The organism is Brachyspira pilosicoli (genome assembly GCF_008016535.1).
Classification (GTDB): Bacteria; Spirochaetota; Brachyspiria; order Brachyspirales; family Brachyspiraceae; genus Brachyspira; species Brachyspira pilosicoli_A.
This window is the reverse complement of record NZ_SAXY01000017.1, coordinates 1-17882: the sequence shown is the minus strand read 5'-3', so window position 1 is coordinate 17882 and position 17882 is coordinate 1. Positions and strand designations below refer to the sequence as shown.

The 17882-nt window shown below is 27.0% G+C and carries 14 protein-coding genes and 2 pseudogenes; 8 read left to right on the top strand and 8 right to left on the bottom strand.

What is annotated here, in order from left to right; genetic code table 11:
* Nucleotides 1–86: pseudogene (locus tag EPJ72_RS02685) on the bottom strand (IS1595 family transposase); the annotation flags it as partial.
* Between the two features lie 412 nt (nt 87–498).
* Between EPJ72_RS02685 and EPJ72_RS02680 the strand changes: the two are divergent.
* The gene (locus EPJ72_RS02680) at nt 499–1659 is read left to right on the top strand and encodes an iron-containing alcohol dehydrogenase (RefSeq protein WP_147730712.1); all 1161 of its coding nucleotides are present in this window, start codon (nt 499–501) and stop codon (nt 1657–1659) included.
* A 135-nt stretch (nt 1660–1794) separates the two neighbouring features.
* A pseudogene (locus EPJ72_RS02675) lies at nt 1795–3843 on the top strand (methyl-accepting chemotaxis protein).
* Nucleotides 3844–3885: 42 nt separating this feature from the next.
* Here the strand turns inward: EPJ72_RS02675 and EPJ72_RS02670 are convergent.
* Nucleotides 3886–4563, bottom strand: a complete 678-nt coding sequence (locus EPJ72_RS02670; protein ID WP_147730711.1) for a pseudouridine synthase — start codon at nt 4561–4563, stop codon at nt 3886–3888.
* A gap of 300 nt (nt 4564–4863) precedes the next feature.
* On the opposite strand from EPJ72_RS02670, the gene EPJ72_RS02665 reads away from it, so the two are divergent.
* The 3 genes from EPJ72_RS02665 (at nt 4864) to EPJ72_RS13580 (ending at nt 6609) form a co-directional block, all read left to right on the top strand.
* On the top strand, nt 4864–5691 hold the full coding sequence (locus tag EPJ72_RS02665) for a flagellar filament outer layer protein FlaA (protein WP_147730710.1): 828 nt from the start codon (nt 4864–4866) through the stop codon (nt 5689–5691).
* 24 nt (nt 5692–5715) lie between these two features.
* A complete protein-coding gene (locus EPJ72_RS02660) occupies nt 5716–6402 on the top strand; it encodes a flagellar filament outer layer protein FlaA (protein WP_147730709.1) in 687 nt (228 codons plus the stop codon).
* An 84-nt stretch (nt 6403–6486) separates the two neighbouring features.
* The gene (locus EPJ72_RS13580; RefSeq protein WP_277871902.1) at nt 6487–6609 is read left to right on the top strand and encodes a hypothetical protein; all 123 of its coding nucleotides are present in this window, start codon (nt 6487–6489) and stop codon (nt 6607–6609) included.
* On the opposite strand, the gene mfd is transcribed toward EPJ72_RS13580, so the two are convergent.
* A complete protein-coding gene (gene mfd, locus EPJ72_RS02655; protein WP_147730708.1) occupies nt 6606–10202 on the bottom strand; it encodes a transcription-repair coupling factor in 3597 nt (1198 codons plus the stop codon). The genes EPJ72_RS13580 and mfd overlap by 4 nt on opposite strands.
* Nucleotides 10203–10396: 194 nt before the next feature.
* Between mfd and EPJ72_RS02650 the strand changes: the two genes are divergently transcribed.
* The gene (locus EPJ72_RS02650) at nt 10397–11998 is read left to right on the top strand and encodes a peptide ABC transporter substrate-binding protein (RefSeq protein WP_147730707.1); all 1602 of its coding nucleotides are present in this window, start codon (nt 10397–10399) and stop codon (nt 11996–11998) included.
* A gap of 96 nt (nt 11999–12094) precedes the next feature.
* Here the strand turns inward: EPJ72_RS02650 and EPJ72_RS02645 are convergent, their stop codons facing one another.
* The 3 genes from EPJ72_RS02645 to EPJ72_RS02635 form a co-directional block, all read right to left on the bottom strand.
* Nucleotides 12095–12607, bottom strand: a complete 513-nt coding sequence (locus EPJ72_RS02645) for an adenine phosphoribosyltransferase (RefSeq protein ID WP_147730706.1) — start codon at nt 12605–12607, stop codon at nt 12095–12097.
* 263 nt (nt 12608–12870) lie between these two features.
* A complete protein-coding gene (locus EPJ72_RS02640; protein WP_147730705.1) occupies nt 12871–13446 on the bottom strand; it encodes a hypothetical protein in 576 nt (191 codons plus the stop codon).
* Between the two features lie 17 nt (nt 13447–13463).
* Nucleotides 13464–14894 (bottom strand): AAA family ATPase, encoded by a 1431-nt coding sequence (locus tag EPJ72_RS02635; protein ID WP_147730704.1) that lies wholly within the window; start codon nt 14892–14894, stop codon nt 13464–13466.
* A 274-nt stretch (nt 14895–15168) separates the two neighbouring features.
* Between EPJ72_RS02635 and EPJ72_RS02630 the strand changes: the two genes are divergently transcribed.
* Entirely contained in the window at nt 15169–15978 is an 810-nt protein-coding gene (locus tag EPJ72_RS02630) for a class I SAM-dependent methyltransferase (RefSeq protein ID WP_014933734.1), read from the top strand.
* Nucleotides 15979–16265: 287 nt separating this feature from the next.
* Here the strand turns inward: EPJ72_RS02630 and EPJ72_RS02625 are convergent, their stop codons facing one another.
* Both EPJ72_RS02625 and EPJ72_RS02620 read right to left on the bottom strand, forming a co-directional pair.
* A complete protein-coding gene (locus tag EPJ72_RS02625; protein ID WP_147730703.1) occupies nt 16266–16526 on the bottom strand; it encodes a type II toxin-antitoxin system RelE family toxin in 261 nt (86 codons plus the stop codon).
* Nucleotides 16523–16738: a DUF6290 family protein gene (locus EPJ72_RS02620; RefSeq protein ID WP_147730702.1), complete on the bottom strand. Its 216-nt coding sequence runs from the start codon at nt 16736–16738 to the stop codon at nt 16523–16525. The genes EPJ72_RS02625 and EPJ72_RS02620 overlap by 4 nt, the downstream gene beginning before the upstream one ends.
* Before the next feature lie 171 nt (nt 16739–16909).
* Here EPJ72_RS02620 and ligA point away from each other — a divergent pair.
* Nucleotides 16910–17882: NAD-dependent DNA ligase LigA (ligA, locus tag EPJ72_RS02615; RefSeq protein ID WP_147730701.1), on the top strand; the 973-nt coding region annotated here is incomplete at its 3' end.

Here is a 17882-nt window from a genome sequence, read left to right as displayed (position 1 = left end):
GCTGAGGCAGTCCTTGCTGTAGTTCCTGCTACAAAATGCTCTATTAATTTTAATTGTTTTTCTTCACTTAATTTACTGCGTTTCATACTTAAATTTTAACAAATTTAAGTTATCTGGGCCAGCCCCATAAAAATAAATAAAGTTAAAAATTTGTAGTATATAGTAAAAGAATTTTCTATATCAATTTTTTGTTGTTCTTTTTCCCGCGTACGAGCTGTACCACCTTGCCACACGATAATGTTATGCTTTAATTATAACTTCTTAGTCGTGCGGTGGAGTGCATTTTAATGTACAATTAAATTATAAAATTTATAATAAAAATGCAGTTCTTTTATACCAATACCACATGCACTTCCTTCGGTCGCAAAAGAACTGGGGGTGTGGGGACTAGTCCCCACAAACAAAAATATAAAAATTATTATTAATTTGATTTAAATACGGCACAGTTGTATAATTTAAACTATTCATCATTATTTATTAAAAAATAGGAGCTATATTATGGATTTTAATTTTTATATGCCAAGTAAAGTTATATTTGGTACAGGTTCTCTAAATAAACTGCATAAACAAAAGCTTCCGGGCAAAAAAGCATTAATTGTTACAGGCGGTACTTCTATAAAGAAATATGGTTATTTAAATAGATTAGAAGAAGAATTAAAAAAAGCAAATGTAAGCTATGTTTTATTTGACAAAATTTTACCAAATCCAATAAAAGACCATGTAATGGAAGGGGCTGCTTTGGCAAAAAAAGAAAATTGTGATTTTGTAATAGGTATAGGCGGAGGAAGCAGTATTGACTCTTCAAAATCTATCGCTGTAATGGCTGCTAATGACGGAGATTATTGGGATTATATATTCGGCGGTACTGGTAAGGGTAAAGCGATACCCAATGACCCTCTTCCAGTGGTAGCAATAACAACAACAGCAGGCACAGGTACAGAGGCAGACCCTTGGACTGTTATCACTAACGGCAATGAAAAAATAGGTTTCGGTTATGAAAAAACTTATCCTTATCTTTCTATAGTAGACCCAGAGCTTATGAAAACAGTTCCTCCTAAACTTACTGCTTATCAGGGTTTTGATGCATTGTTTCATAGTACAGAAGGATATATTAATAAAATTGCAAGCGATATGAGTGATTTGTTTGCATTAAAAGCAATAGAACTTATAGGCAAAAGTTTGGCCGATGCTGTTAAAGACGGCAGCAATATGAAAGCAAGAGAAGATGTTGCTATGGCTAATACTTTATCTGGAATAGTGGAAAGTACTTCAAGCTGCACTTCAGAACATTCTATAGAGCATGCTTTGAGTGCTTATTATCCAAAACTTGAGCATGGTGCGGGGCTTATTATAATAAGTAAAGAATATTATACTGCAATAGCAAATGCTCATGATTGCGATGAAAAAATGATTGATATGGCTAAGGCTTTAGGTAAAAAAGATGCTAATAAGGCTATGGATTTTGTAGAAGCTTTAGTTGATTTACAGAAGGCTTGCGGCGTAGATAATCTAAAACTTTCCGATTATGGTATGAGTAAAGATGATTTGCCAAAAATAGCTAAGAATGCTAGATTTGCTATGGGCGGATTGTTTGAATGTGATCCTCATAACTTTACTGACGAAGAAGTATTAACTGTATTAGAAAAATCTTATAGATAATATTTTTTTATTAAAAAACATTTAAAAGCTATAGTATTACATTCATTTTAATACTATAGCTTTTTTATTATAGTTATTTTATAATGTTTTTTATTTTATATAGTATGAGAGAGATATATTAGGAGTTATTTAATTATGAAGAAAGTAAATAGTTTAGGTTTTAGAATGCCATTTGTAATATGTTCTATAGTTGTTTTAATTATAATAGTAATGCTAATATCTTCTGTTAATATAGCAAGCAGCGGTATTAGTAAAAACAGATTAGGCGGATTTAACAGCACTATAGTTGGTTATGCATCTGTTTTAGATACTTGATTTGATTTGCAGACATCTCTAATAAGTACATATTCTGTTACTCCTACAGTTGTAAAATATTTAGAGAATGATGTTAATTTTACTGAAGAATTATTGTCGGAAACTATAAATAAATTCAAAAATAATAATCTCTATCTTATTAATTTTGGTATAGCGGATTCTGAAGGCGATATATTTTTAGATTCAATGTCTTCTTCTGCTTTGGGTAAAAACCTTAAAGATTATATTCCAGATGCTTGGAACAGATTTGTTTCTGAGAATACAGACGGTGTTGTATATTCTTATAGACTAGTTCAATCTGAAATTACTTCAAAATGGGCTATGCCTGCTATAAAGCCTGTTAAAGATTCGTATAATATTACAATAGGTTATATTTATATTTTTCTAGATTGGTATATGCTCCATCAAACTCATTTTTCTGATATAGATTTGGGAAAGACTGGAGGACTTTTTATAACTACTGATAAATTATATAATATAATGGATTCTTTATATGAGAATATAGCAGTTATGAAAATAAATCCTGTATATGAGGAAGCTTTTAAAAGCGGCAATATAAGCGGCAATTTAACGTATGAAATCAACGGTCAAAAAAGAACAGCGGCATATCATAAATTAAAAAATCAGCCTTGGATAATAGCACTTGCTATGATGAATTATGAGATATATGAACAAAATATAAAATTGATAATAGCTATAAGCATAATAGGAATAATTTCTATAATAATTTTGGCTGTACTAGTTAATTTGTTTATAAGAACAATTACTAAGCAATTAGAAATAGTTGTAGAGGAAGCATCGAAGATAGAGCGTGGTGATTTAAGCAGTTCTAAGCAGCGTATAAGACAAAGAAAAGATGAGATAGGTATTTTATCAAAATCTTTTGTGAGTATGAGAAATAAATTAATAGAGACTATCACAGATGTTAACGAGGCTTCTAATAATATAGTTAATGCTGCAAAAGAACTTTCAAATAGTAATACAGATTTATCAAGAAGAACAGAATCGCAGGCTGCAAGTTTGGAAGAGACTGCAAGTTCTATGGAGGAGATGGCTTCTACAATAAAATCTTCTACCGATTATGCTATAACAGGAAACAATATGATGGTCTCTTCTAAAGAGGCTATAGAAAGTGCCGGAAGCATTATAACAGAAACAACAAAAAATATAGAAGATGTATTTGAAGCGAGCACAAAGATAAAAAATATTACAAAAATAATAGAAGATATTGCTTTTCAAACAAACATATTAGCACTTAATGCTGCAGTTGAAGCGGCAAGGGCAGGAGACCAAGGTAAAGGTTTTGCAGTTGTTGCAAGCGAAGTTAGAAATTTGGCTCAAACTACTCAATCATCTGTAAAAGATATTACTGATTTGGTAGATAACACAAATGAAAAAATAAATAAAGTAACAGAAACAGCTCATCAATCTCAAGAGATATTTATTGATATTCAGCAAAAAATAGATGATACAGCTAAAATAATGCAAAATATTAGTTCTACTGCAATGGAACAGCAGGCTGGTGTTGATCAAGTTAATATTGCTGTTTCTGAAATGGATACTGTTACTCAGCATAATGCTTCTTTAGTTCAGGAGAGTGCTTATACTTCAGAAGATTTGCTCAAGCAGGCAAGAAGTCTTCAAGAAGCTATTAGCTTTTTTAAATTAAGCAGTGATGATATAAAAAAATCAAAAGAGGAAAAAACTAATAAAAAATCATATATTCCTCCAAAAAAAGATGATATTAAAAAAGAAGATACTCAAGTAAAACCTCCTAAAAAAGATGTAAGTATTTCTAATGACAGAGAGTTTGGAGAAACATTTTCTGGATCAGGAAATATAACAGATGATGGTTTCAGCACTTTTTAATTAATATGTTTATTTAATTTTATTTTGATTGCATAATGTGGATTATGATTCCATTATGCAGTCAATTTCTTCTTTTGTTAAATATTCAAAACTGCCTTCTTTAAGTTCGTTTAAAAATATATTATTAATTCTAAGTCTTTTTAGTATAATTACTTCAAAACCTATTTTTTGGCACATTCTTCTTATTTGTCTGTTTCTTCCTTCTGTAAGAATTATGTTAAATGAATTTTTTGTTACTCTTTTTGTTTTAGCTGGCTTTAATTTTTTTCCGTCTAAAGATATTCCATATTCTAATTTTTTTAATGCCCCATCTGGTATATTATCATTTACTTTAACATAATATTCCTTTTCGCAATTAGAGTTTTCACCTATTATTTTTTTAGCAAATACCCCATCATTTGTAAGTAGTATAAGCCCATTGCTGTCTTTATCTAATCTTCCAACAGGATAAACTCCTTTCAATTTATTATTTAATAGCTGATAGATAGTCTTTCCTTCATCTTTGTTTGTAGATACAACATATCCTCTAGGCTTGTTTAGTTTTATATATATTTTATTTTTTTCATCTTTATCGCATTCTACTTTATCGGTTTCAGATACTTGTGTTGCAGGATTAAGTATTATTTCACCGTTTACTTTAACTTTTCCGTCTTTAATAAGATTATCAGCCTCTCTTCTGCTTGCTATGTTTAGAGAAGCAATATATTTGTTTAGTCTCATATTTTATTATTTCTTTCATTAAAAGATTAAAAATAATATTATCATAATATATATTTAAATCAATTAATATAAATATTATGTTATTACAATACGATATATTAAGGAATGGAAGTTATAATTTTATATTTTATAACGATATATTAAGGAATGCAAGTTATAATTTTATATTTTATAACGATATATTAAGGAATGGAAGTTATAATTTTATATTTTATAGTTGACAATTTTTATTATTAATAATATAATTGTGTAAGTTATTGGATATAATTGCTTAGCTATAAATATTAAGGAGAGTGCGCTATGAAATTCTATAGAAGTATGCGAGACATTTCTCGCTACCTCATAATCATTTGTCTATTCATATGCTTATGTTCATTTGCTGTTTATGGACAAGGTGCTAGTGTTTATTTCGAAACAAGAGTACTTTATAATTTTGAAACATTAGATGAATGGCAGCCTATATCAAATGGAAGTCGTTTCATGTTTACAGGCGATAGAACAAATGAAAATGGTGTTGTAATGAAATACCCAAATATGAGATTATTTGCAACTAAACCTTTTGGTATGGGTAATCAAGGTTACAATTCCACTAATTCATTATCAGTAAGTGTATCATTTTTTAGAAAAGGATACAATTTCTTTGATTTAGTACCAACAGTACAAAAAATTATCCCTGGTAAAGCTCAGACTTTTGATGTATGGGTATGGGGCGGAAATTATGACTACACTATGGAAATGTTATTTGAAGATTATCGCGGTTATACTTATACATTGCCTATTGGTTCTTTAAAATATATTGGTTGGAAAAATTTAAGCACATCAGTTCCTGCTTTCTTACCTCAGGAAGAGCCTTATGTTCCTAGAGCTAAAGGTTTAAGATTCTTGAATTTCCGTTTCTGGGCTTCACCTGAAGAAAGAGCTGATAATTTCGTTGTATTATTAGACTATTTCCAAACAGTTACAGATACGTTTAGAGAAGCTTATGACGGTTCTGACATAGAGACTACTCTTGGTCAGGAAATCGGCGGAAGTTCTGCTGAACAGTATTCTGAAGGCGGTGCAAAAGTTGTAGGTGAAGACGGTGGTACTACTACTGGTGATACTACTCAACAAGAAGTGCAACAATAAGGTTTAATAAGGAGAAAAAATACAATGAAAAGATTAAGTATTTTGATAACAATGTTGATTTTAACTGTTGCATTCTTGTTATTCGCACAAGATGCAGCACAAGATAATGGTCAAGCAGGAAATAATAATTTCGTTACTGAATCTTATACTAATTTCTTAATAGATGATTTTGAATTTGCTAATACTTGGCAAGCATCTATGCCTAGGGATTATGGTGTTATTAGTATAATTCGTCGTGAAGGCGGTCCTGCTGATGTTACTGCTGAAAATGCTGATGCTAATAAATATATTTTAGGTGCTAAAGTAGAGTATTTCAAAACAGGTTATCCTTGGTTTTCTGTTACTCCTCCTAGACCTGTTAAAATCCCTGGTTTCACTAAAGAAATTAGCGTTTGGGTAGCTGGAAGAAATCATAATAACAGAATGAGCTTCTATGTTTATGATATTAACGGTAAACCTCAAAATATTGGTAATGAACCTCTTAACTTTATGGGTTGGAAAAAAATTACTGTACAAGTACCTGCTAAAGTTAAACAAGAAGATTTCAGAGGTCAAGCTGAACAAGGTATAAGCTTTATGGGTATCAATGTTAAAGTTGATCCTAGAGATTCTTATGGTAAATATTATATTTACTTCGATAACTTGGAAGCTAGAACTGATATGTATTTAGAAACTTATAAAGAAGCTGATGACCCAAGAGATACTTGGTAATTAGAATTCTTTTAGATATAATAAAAGGTGGGGTGTTATTACTTCACCTTTTATTTTTATATAGACTTTTTGTTTGGAGAAATTATGATTAATAAACTATTACTTATAGGATTTGTACTTCTTTGTATTTATGCCATCACTACAAGAATAGTTAATAGTAGAAAAGAAAAAAACAAAAGTGAAAATAAGGATAATAATAAAGATTAATTCTCTCTTTTATTAATTTTTATTATTTTTCTTTTTCTTGTATTATTTTGTTTATTTTTTTTCTGAGATTCTATATTAACATCTGCTAAACTTTTTTCTTTACTACTTTCTTTGTGTTCTTCTAAACTTTCTATTTCTAATATTACTTCAGTCACTTTATTTATTTTCCACATTAAATTATCATCTACTACGGGTACTATTAATTGATTAAGATTTTCTTTATCAAAATAAATTCCAGAGCCTTCTAAAGAAACTAATTTTGATACCTTCTTAGCATCTATTTTAGAATATTTATCAAGTTTTATATACATATTATAATGCCCTTCTATAACTGATAATACTCTCACCCTTTTTAATATTACTTTTAATTTTGCTATACTAAATATATCTTCCATTTCTTTAGGCATTTTTCCATATTTATCTATCATATATTCTTTGGCAGTGTAAATATCTTCATTGCTTTGCGAACGCATTATTAATTTATATACTGATATTTTTTCTTTAGGGTCTGATATATATTCATCTGGTATAAACAAATTATGCTTAAAATCTATAACCGTATCAAAAGTAACCTCTTTTATTTCACCCTTATATTCATTGGTAGCCTCTTCAAGCATTTGAGTATAAAGCTCATAACCAACCTGATAAATCATACCAGATTGTTCTTTTCCTAATATGTTGCCAGCTCCTCTTATTTCCAAATCTCTCATTGCTATCTTAAAACCAGCACCTAAATCTGTATGTTCTGATATGGCTTGAAGTCTTTTATAAGCTACTTCTGTTAATGCCAAATTTTCAGGATAAAACATATAAGCATAAGCCTCTTTGTCGCTCCTTCCAACTCTTCCTCTTAATTGATAAAGTTCAGAAAGACCTAGTTTATTAGCATTATCTATTAATATGGTGTTGGCATTAGGTATGTCAATTCCATTTTCTATTATTGTAGTAGATACTAATATATCATATTTATGATTAATAAAATCCGACATAATTTTTTCTAATTGAACACCTGTCATTCTTCCATGTGCTACACATATAGAAGCTTTTGGACATAGCTTTTTTATCATCAAAGCAAATGATTCTATTGTGTCTATTCTGTTATACAAATAAAATACTTGTCCGTTTCTTTTTAATTCTCTCTCTATTGCAGTTACAACAGTGTTTTCATTAAATTCCATTACATAAGTTTTTACAGGTATTCTGTTTAATGGAGGTGTTTCTATTATGCTTATATCTCTTATGCCTGTTAATGCCATGTTCAATGTTCTTGGTATTGGTGTTGCAGATAATGTGAGTACATCAGTTTCAAATCTAAGTTTTTTTAATGCTTCTTTATGTTTTACTCCAAATCTCTGCTCTTCATCTATCACTATTAAACCTAAATTTTTAAACTTAATATCATCAGATAAAAGCATATGTGTACCTATTATAATATCGCAAGAACCATTTTCAAGCATTTCTTTATTTTTCTTAGCCTGTCTTGATGAGATAAATCTATTTAATACTTCTATACGAACAGGAAAATCTTCAAATCTTTTTTTAGCGTTATTGTAATGCTGCTGCGAGAGTATTGTAGTAGGGCAGAGTATTGCACATTGTTTGCCTGCCATAACAGCTTTAAATATAGCCCTAAAAGCAACCTCAGTCTTTCCAAATCCAACATCTCCGCAAACAAGCCTGTCCATCATCTTATCGCTTTCCATATCTGTTTTTATATCATTTATAGCTCTTAATTGATCAACAGTTTCCTCATAGTTAAATGAAGCCTCAAAGTCATCTTGCCACTGAGTATCTGCTCCGTAAATATTGCCATGAACACTAGAGCGAATTGCATATATTTTTATAAGTTCTCTTGCTGTAGCCAAAGCATCTTCTCTAGCTTTACTTTTTATTTTATCCCAAGCACTTCCGCCTAATGCCGTTAATTTTGGCTCTTCTCCGCTTCCAGATATGTATTTTTGCACAAAATTCATCTGCTCCACGGGTATATAGAGTTTATCTCCTTTTGCGTACTCTAATGTTAAATAATCTTTTTCTTTTCCGTTTGAGAGTTTTCTCGTTAAGCCTAAATATTTACCTATACCATAATTTACATGAACAGCATAGTCACCTATATTTAAATCAACAAATGTTTCTATGATATTTTTATTTACTTTTGGTATCTTTTTTACTCTTTTTCTTTTTCTTCCAAATACTTCCCAGTCTGCTATAAATATTGTTTTTATATCATCTTTAATAAAACCTGATGCTGATTGAGTTGTTATTATATAGAAGTTATTTTTATTATTAGAGAAATCAAGATTTTCTTCATTGTCTATTATATTGTTTTCATCTACTATTTTACTTTCTTCATCACTAGTGTTTTCTTCTGATGCAATTAATTTAGGCTCTAAATTATCCATTATCTTATAAAATCTCTTTGCTTGGTCATAATGACTAGTAGAGAGTATAATAAAATAATCCTTTTTCCTATAATCTTTAATATAATCTAAAAACTCTGTTAGCTTTGATTTGAAAGATATTCCTTTTTCAAAACTAAATTTATGAATATTATTATCTACTATAAAAGGGCTTAAATTAATTGTATTTTTTGATATCTCTTCAAAATAATTGATATCTATATAAAGAGAGTTTATGTTATCATAAAAAGATTTAAATATATTATCTATATCGTTAAAATTTTCTTCTATAGTTGATAAAACATTTATTAACTTATTTTTTAATTTTAATACATCGTCTGTAAATATAATACTTTCATTAGCATAATCAAATATAGTTTCTAAATTATTATTAAATATTCCGAGTAAATTCTCGTTTCCTGCAAAATATTTACTTTTCTGTATATTGTCTTTTAATTCACTGTTAATATCTTTGTTTAGAACCTCTTCTATAATTGAATCTTTATAAATTGCTTCTCTCACAGGATATATTATAATCTCTTCAATATTTTTGTATGATTTTCCATCTTCTATATTAAAAAATCTTATACTCTCAACCTCATCATCAAATAATTCTATTCTAATAGGATTATTATAAAGAATAGAATATATATCTATTATGCTACCTCTCACAGCACAAGTTCCAACCTCAGAAACTTCTCTCTCTATCACATATCCAAAATCATACAAATTTAGCCTTAAAGAATCTATATTTAATTTGTCATTAACTTTTATATTGATTATATTATTTTTTAATGTTTCTTTGTTTGGGAGTTTTCTTGCGATGGATTTTATTGTTGTTATTAGAATAAATTTATCTTCATTGATTAGTTTATATAAAATACCTAATCTGTCTTGCACTATATCTGTAATAGGAGACATTTTTGTAAAAGCTACACTATCATAATCTGGGAAATAATAATTCTCAATGTTATAAAAGTTTAAAGATTGACTTAACAGCATAGCTTCATTTTCATCTTCTTTTATAATCATTAAACTTTTATTTTTGTCTTTAAAAAGAGCTGCAAAAAAAAGAGCGTCAGCACCTCCTTTTATGCCATATATGTTTTTTACAGTGTTTAAATCAAAAGATTTGTATTCTTCGCTATTTTTGAACTTTTCTATTAAAAGATTTGATATTTCAGTATTTTTCATAAATCTAAAACTACAGCAAAATAAATTATTTTATAACTAGCATTTTACTAAAAAAATTGAATTCTGTCAAAAATTAGTTTTTAATTTTTTATAATATAGTAACTCATATATATAATTATTTTATAAATATTAATTGACAATATCATCATACAAAATATAATAAGATTAATATAAAATACAGGAGAATAAATATTATGAAACATTTAACTTTATTACTCTTATCTGCTTTAATGATTATATCAATTTCTTGCGGCGGAAATAAAGCAGATGAAGGAGCAATATATATTAATGTGGGTCCCGAACCAAAAACAATAGACCCGATATTAAACTCTACAGTAGATGGAAGCATATATATTCAGCATGCTTTTGAGGGTTTAGCTACTAGAGATAAAGATAATAAAATAATACCTGGTGTTGCAGAAAGTTGGGATATAAGTGAAGATGGTTTAACTTATACTTTTCATATAAGAGAAAATGCTAAATGGTCTGACGGCAAAGAAATTACAGCTGAAGACTTTGTTTATTCTTGGCAGAGAGCTGTTGATCCAATTACAGCTTCTGAATATGCTTATCAATTTGAGCCTGTATTAAATGCTATGGATATTAATTCTGGTAAAAAACCTGTTGAAGATTTAGGAATAAAAGCTATAGATGAAAATACTTTAGAAGTAACATTAAATGCCCCTACTGCTTATTTCTTAGAGCTTGCTGCTTTTCCTACATTTTATCCTGTTAGAAAAGATATAATAGAAGAAAATAAAGATAATTGGACTCTTTCACCAGACACATATATAGGTAATGGTCCTTTTACTTTGGTAGAGAGAAGAACTGATGACAGACTTGTAATGGTAAAAAATACTAATTATTGGAATAGTGAAAATATTATACCAGAAAAATTAGTATTCATACTTATGCAAAATGGCACCGCTGCCGTAGCTGGTATAAAAGAAGGTTCTATACATTTTGGAAACAACCCTCCTCTTCAGGATATAGAAACATTACAAAGTGAAGGTTTAATGCGTATATCACCATATTTAGGTACATACTATTATTGTATCAATATTACAAATAGTGTATTAAAAGATGTTAGAGTAAGAAAGGCTTTAACTTTGGCAATAGACAGAAATTATTTAGTAGAGCAAGTTACAAGAGGTGGACAGTTGCCAGCAGGTGCTTGGGTGCCTAGCGGAGTTAATGATGTTTATGGAGATTTTAGAGAGGTTGGCGGAGATTATTATAGTATAAAACCTGAAGATTATCAAAAAAATGTAGAAGAAGCAAAAAAACTGCTTGCTGAAGCTGGTTATCCTAATGGGGAAAGATTTCCTGTTATAGAGTTTAAATCTAATTCTGGTGAACATATACAGATATTTGAAGCAGTACAGCAGATGTGGAAAGAGAATTTAAATATAGATTCTACCATAGCTCAAGAAGAATGGGCTACTTTCCAAGATACAAGACAAAATAAAAACTATATGATTGCCCGCCATGGTTGGATAGCTGATTATAATGATCCTATGAGTTTTCTTGGAGTATTCTTAAGCTATAGTGTACAAAACAATGGCGGTTATTATAATAAAAATTATGATGATAAATTAAAAATTGCTATGTCTACTATAGACCAAAATGTGAGAATGAAAGCTATGCATGAGGCAGAGGATATACTTATGAATGATATGGGTTTAATTCCTCTTTATTTCTATACTAATCCTATAATGATTAGTAAAAAACTATCTGGTGTAATATTTGATCCGCTTGGTGCTCATAAGTTCTATTATGCTAAATTAGCTAAATAAATTTTATAAATAATAAAATATGCAATAAAAAAGAATAGGAGTTATATTATAATTCCTATTCTTTATTTTTTATATTTATTTTTTAAATAAAAAAGTTTAATATTCTATCAAAACATTAACAGGATATTTGTTTATATCTTTTCTTCCATTTAATTCTTTTAATTCTATTAAAAAAGAAGAACCTACTATATTGCCTCCGAGCCTCTCAACCATTTTCATCATAGCCAAAGCAGTTCCTCCTGTAGCAATTAAATCATCTACTATAAGTACATTAGCTCCTTTATTTATAGCATCTTCGTGCATATATAAAGAATCTGTGCCATATTCTAATGCATATTCTTCTGATATAGTTTTGCAAGGCAATTTACCTTTCTTTCTAACAGGCACAAATCCGCAGTTTAATCTATAAGCCAAAGCAGAACCTATTAAAAATCCTCTGCTCTCAGCTCCTACTATATAATCTATTTTTTTATCTTCAACTTGCTTAGCCATAGCATCTATTGCAAACTTAAAAGCATCTTTATCTTTTAATAAGGTTGTGATATCTCTAAATAATATACCCTCTTTAGGATAATCTTGTATGTTTCTTATGTAATTTTTTAAATCCATAAATTACTCCTAATTGTTTTAAAACTCACAGCATATAATTATATTAAGTTTTATAAAAAAATCAATTAGAAAATAAAAAAACAAATTGTTTAGGAGCCACAGATATTGCTATTGCAATATATTTTAATTTTATGTTTAATATATTATCAATAAAAATATCATTAACGCACGGTAAGCTAACTTTTAATGATAGGTTAAATTTGATTTTATCAATCAATTATATATCTAATATTTACTATGCGTGCGGTTTGTAGATTTTAAGTTTAAATAACTATGTCTGTATTATCTTGTAAATTGTATTTTATAATATTTAATATTTTTAAATCAAAAAATGATATATTGAGGTAATGAAAAGAATTATATATTTTACATTGATAAAATAAATCTCTATTATATGTTATATTCTTATTCTTATTTGTACTATCAATATTTTCAGCTTTTAATAATTTATCATATATTAAATATAAATAAATATTTTCTATCTTTAATTCATTTAATAAAACAGATATTATTCTTAAATAAGCCCCAAAATATTGATCTGAAAATTTTGTTAATTTATCATCATGAATATCTTTTTTTAGTTCTATTATATGCAAATCTAAATTATTATTTTGATTTGCTCTTAAAATAACTGCATCAGCACATTTTTTTATTTTTAAATGGTTAAATTTCCTTTCGCCTTCTATATCTTTTGAACATATAGATTTAGATGTTAATTTAATATTTATTTCCATTTCAGAATTTTTATCTTTAATACTAAAAATATCATATTTATTTAATAAAATAAATTTGCACATGTTATTATCAATAATATCATAAAATTGTTCAAAATTTTCCATAACAATTAAATACCTTTTTAAATATTCTCAGTAATTTTATCATATTCATTTGAAGCTTCATTGATATAATCATGGAAAGTTTCTATGTAAAAACCTGTTTCTTTATTTCCTTTTAATGGTATTATATTTGTTGTATTATCTTTATCTGTATTAAATTGATATATTCTTATCTTTTCAATATCTATAATGTCATTTTCAGTGTAGGAATATTTTTTTAATAAATTATTTTTTTTATCTTTATCATTTATAGAATTAAGTTTAATCATATTATTTATATGTTCTAAAATAGTATCACTATGAGTTGATATCATAAGATTTATATTTTTATTTACCAAATTAATAATTATTCTAGCCATTTGTTTTTGAAGTTTAAGATGCAAAGACATTTCAGGTTCTTCAATAAAAAAAGTTCCTATATTTTTACCATATTTTAAAAATAAATATAATGGTGCTGTTTCTGTAATTACTGCTGAGTTTAAATACATTGGAATTTTTACATCTGCATTATTGGGCTTATAATAATATCCTCCCGTTTCAGAATTAACTTCTATTTTTCCTTGAATAATATTATGAAATATTTCTATTATATCTGTATATTCTTCATTCTCTTTATACTCTTTTGATAAATCAATTAAATTATTTATAAAATCACTAATAGGCTTTTGGAATAAAGTTTTAATTTTTTGATTTTCTATGTTAAATGCAGAAGTTATAGATTGTTTAGCTAATTCCTTATAAGATAAGAAAAATCCTGTTCTTGATGCTGGTAAAAATATTTTTTTGCTATAATAAATATTAAATATATGTTTTGTCATGATAGAAAAAATATTTATTATAATATTCAATATACTAAAATCTGGAATATTACCAGATATTGAAAAATCATTCATATGATTTTTATATAAGATACTTATTTTTCTGTTATGTTCTAATAAAATTTTAAAATCAGGTTTATATATATTTAAATTTATATCATCTAAATTAATTAAATTATCAATATCGTTAAATATCAACTGTAATATTTTTTCTTTGTATTTATTAAGAAGTAAATTAAATAAATCATTAAGTAATTTTAATTCTTCCAATGATAAAAAAAATCTTTCATCTAGTGTCTGCTCAGCACAGAATATACTAGGATTTTTAATAGCATTAATAAAATAATCATTATGTACTTTTATTATTTGAGAGTAATTTTCTTTATTATATTCTAAATGCTTATTTATAATATTTTCTATATCTTTGTACTCTTTTAAATTAAATAAAAAATCTTCATCTTGAAATAAAATATTTAAAATTTCTTCTGAATAATTTGCAAATCCATATATTAGTGTCATCAAATAACTTTTACCACTATTATTATCGCCTATAAATAAAACTAAATCGGAAAGTTCTATTTCTGCTTCTTTAATCTTTCCAAAATTTTTTACTATGAGTTTTGAGTATGACATTATTTTATTCCTTAGATAATAAATTATTTTAAATTATTATATCATATTTTTTAATAAAACAGTTAAGAAAATAATAAATTTAATTAATGCTTGGGCGGGGGCAGCAATTTCTAAATAAGTTATAAAGATAGTTTATATTAAACTTTAAAATTTATTTATTATAGAATAAAGTGTGGCTGTAAGTTATTTTATTAATAATATTTGACAAAAAACATATAAAGTTATATAATTTTTAAAAAAGTTAGAGCATTCTAACATTTAAGGAGATTATATTATGAATATTAATTTAAATGGTGTATCTGAAACTTTATTAATTACATTATGGGCAAAAGCAGAGGAGAGTAAAAGAAAAGATGCTATTATAGTAGATTCTAAATCTATAGATATATTAAATAAAGTTGATTATGATTTTTCAAAGTTTAAAAACTCCAAAGGAAGTCAAGTAGGTACTTGTATAAGAACAAAAATAATTGATGATATAATAAAAGATATTATTGAAAAAAGCATGTCAGAAAGTTTTACTATTATTAATTTAGGAGCAGGGCTTGATACAAGGGCAATTAGATTTATAAAAGATAACATATATTGGTATGATATAGATTTTGAAGATGTTATTTCTTTGAGAAAACAGTTTTTTTCAGAACTTGAAAATAATAAAAATTATGAATGCATATCATCGTCTATATTAGATTATAGGTGGATAAAAAATATTAAAGTAAGAGGTACTGTAATAATAATATCTGAAGGTGTTTTGATGTATATAGAAGAAACTTATATAAGGGAATTAATAGAAAAATTATCTGAGAATTTTATTAACAGTCATTTTATATTTGATATTATACCTACAATTGCAGCTAAAAATACAAAACATCATGAAACAGTAAAAGAAACAAATGCTGTATTTAGATGGGGATTAGATGTACCATCAGATATAGAAAAATTAAGTAGTCATATAAGATTTATAAATAGCTATAATTATGCGGATTATTTTAAGAATAGATGGGGAGTTATTGGAATATTAAGATATTTACCGCTTTTAAAAAAAATGATAAATTTTAATACTTTGCATATCAATCTTGTTTAATAATATAAATTATTGATTTGTTATACATGAAATTATAAAATATAAAAAATATGGAAATGTAATAAAAGTTTTTAAATTTAATTACACTCCCCACCCTCTAGAATGTTTATTTTTCTGGTATTTTAAATTTGTAGTATAATCAAAACAAATACAACTATATAAAAAACAAAAATGGAAAAATATTTGATAAAGCTTGCAAAAGAAAATGACGGTGTAGGTATAGAGTTCTGTCTAAAAATGGTATTGATTATAGTAAATAAGTTTATATGTTTTATGGGCATAGAAAATTAATCATTATAAATGTTTTTTCTATGTCCAATATCTATAACCATAATAATTAATTCATTATCAATAATTTTGCTTAGAATTCTATAATCTCCTACTCTATAATGCCAATACTCTTTTAATTCGCCTTTTAGAGATTTTCCTTTTATTCTAGGATTTTCTAATATTTCTAAATCAGATAAAAAATATAATATTCTTTTTTGTGTAGTTCTATCTAATTTTTCTAAAGATTTTTTAGCTGTTTTTGTAATACTTACTTTCATTTTATATTTAAATCTTTTTTTACTTCATCAATAGAATATACTTCTTCACCGTTTTTTAATCTTTCTTCTGCTTCCAAAATAATTTTATAATCGTAATAATCTTCTAAATATTCTATAATAGCATTTTCTATTAATTTATTTTCTGATATATTTTTTTCTTTGGCAATATTCTCTATATTTTTTTTTAATGTTGAAGGCAAATCTAATACCATATTTATCTCCTAATAATTTAAGTATTGAATTCAAACCATTTTATATTATAATAAAACTGTTATAAATTACAATAAATTTTAAGATGCAAATATTATTTAATATAAACGATTTAAAAAAATAAATTACCAAAGATGAGTACAATAAAAATTATAATGCTTTAAGGGGAAATGATGAATATAGAAGAAGCTAAACAAAAAATTGAACAATTAATTAAAACTATCAACTATCATAATAAACTTTATTATACAGATGATAATCCTGAAATAGAAGATTATGAATATGATAAACTCTTTAGAGAATTAGAAAATCTTGAGAGGGAGTTTCCAGAATTAAAAAAAGAAGACAGCCCTACAAATAAAGTTGGTGGAACTATACTTGAAAAATTTGAGAAGTTTGAGCATCCTATAGCAATGTACTCGCTTTCTAATGTTATGAATGAAGAGGAGTTTTTGGAGTTTGACAACAGAATGCAGAAGGAACTTAATCAAAGTAAAATTAAATACACTGTTGAAAATAAATTTGACGGTCTTGCTTTAGAGTTAATATACGAAAAAGGAAAACTTATTGTTGCAAGCACAAGGGGAGACGGACAGGTTGGAGAGAATGTTACCAATAATGTAAAGATGATGAATAATGTTCCAAAAAGCATAAAAGAGACAAAAAAGCTCATTGTACGCGGAGAGGCACTAATAACAAAAAAAGATTTTGAAATCTTAAACAAAGAGAGAGAAGAACTTGAAGAGATACCTTTTGCTAATGCAAGAAATGCAGCATCAGGAGGATTAAGACAATTAGATAGTTCTGAAAGTAAAAAAAGAAGATTAAAATTCTTTGCTTATCAGATTGCTAATTATAAAGATTTTGATTTAACTAATGAATATAAATCAATGGAGTTTTTATCAGAATTAGGCTTTACAGTGGAAGGAGTGCATCCAAATATTGAAGCTAAAAAAGTATTAGAAACTTATTACAACATACAAGAAAACAGAAGCAAGATGGATTATGAGATTGACGGGCTTGTAATAAAGGTTGATGATGTTAAGTATCAGGAGAAATTAGGATTTTTGTCACGTGCTCCAAGATTTGCAGTAGCGTTTAAATTTAAGCCAGAAGAAAAAGAAACTATTTTAAAAAACATAGAAG

What these genes read in the sequence shown, in the direction of transcription:
- EPJ72_RS02620 (WP_147730702.1), bottom strand. Translation starts at nt 16,738, where the DNA reads ATGGTATTAGATTTGCCTTCAACATTAAAAAAAAATATAGAGAATATT.
- EPJ72_RS02635 (WP_147730704.1), bottom strand. Translation starts at nt 14,894, where the DNA reads ATGTCATACTCAAAACTCATAGTAAAAAATTTTGGAAAGATTAAAGAA.
- EPJ72_RS02650 (WP_147730707.1), top strand. Translation starts at nt 10,397, where the DNA reads ATGAAACATTTAACTTTATTACTCTTATCTGCTTTAATGATTATATCA.
- EPJ72_RS02630 (WP_014933734.1), top strand. Translation starts at nt 15,169, where the DNA reads ATGAATATTAATTTAAATGGTGTATCTGAAACTTTATTAATTACATTA.
- EPJ72_RS02665 (WP_147730710.1), top strand. Translation starts at nt 4,864, where the DNA reads ATGAAATTCTATAGAAGTATGCGAGACATTTCTCGCTACCTCATAATC.
- EPJ72_RS13580 (WP_277871902.1), top strand. Translation starts at nt 6,487, where the DNA reads ATGATTAATAAACTATTACTTATAGGATTTGTACTTCTTTGTATTTAT.
- EPJ72_RS02645 (WP_147730706.1), bottom strand. Translation starts at nt 12,607, where the DNA reads ATGGATTTAAAAAATTACATAAGAAACATACAAGATTATCCTAAAGAG.
- mfd (WP_147730708.1), bottom strand. Translation starts at nt 10,202, where the DNA reads ATGAAAAATACTGAAATATCAAATCTTTTAATAGAAAAGTTCAAAAAT.
- EPJ72_RS02640 (WP_147730705.1), bottom strand. Translation starts at nt 13,446, where the DNA reads ATGGAAAATTTTGAACAATTTTATGATATTATTGATAATAACATGTGC.
- EPJ72_RS02625 (WP_147730703.1), bottom strand. Translation starts at nt 16,526, where the DNA reads ATGAAAGTAAGTATTACAAAAACAGCTAAAAAATCTTTAGAAAAATTA.
- EPJ72_RS02660 (WP_147730709.1), top strand. Translation starts at nt 5,716, where the DNA reads ATGAAAAGATTAAGTATTTTGATAACAATGTTGATTTTAACTGTTGCA.
- EPJ72_RS02670 (WP_147730711.1), bottom strand. Translation starts at nt 4,563, where the DNA reads ATGAGACTAAACAAATATATTGCTTCTCTAAACATAGCAAGCAGAAGA.
- EPJ72_RS02680 (WP_147730712.1), top strand. Translation starts at nt 499, where the DNA reads ATGGATTTTAATTTTTATATGCCAAGTAAAGTTATATTTGGTACAGGT.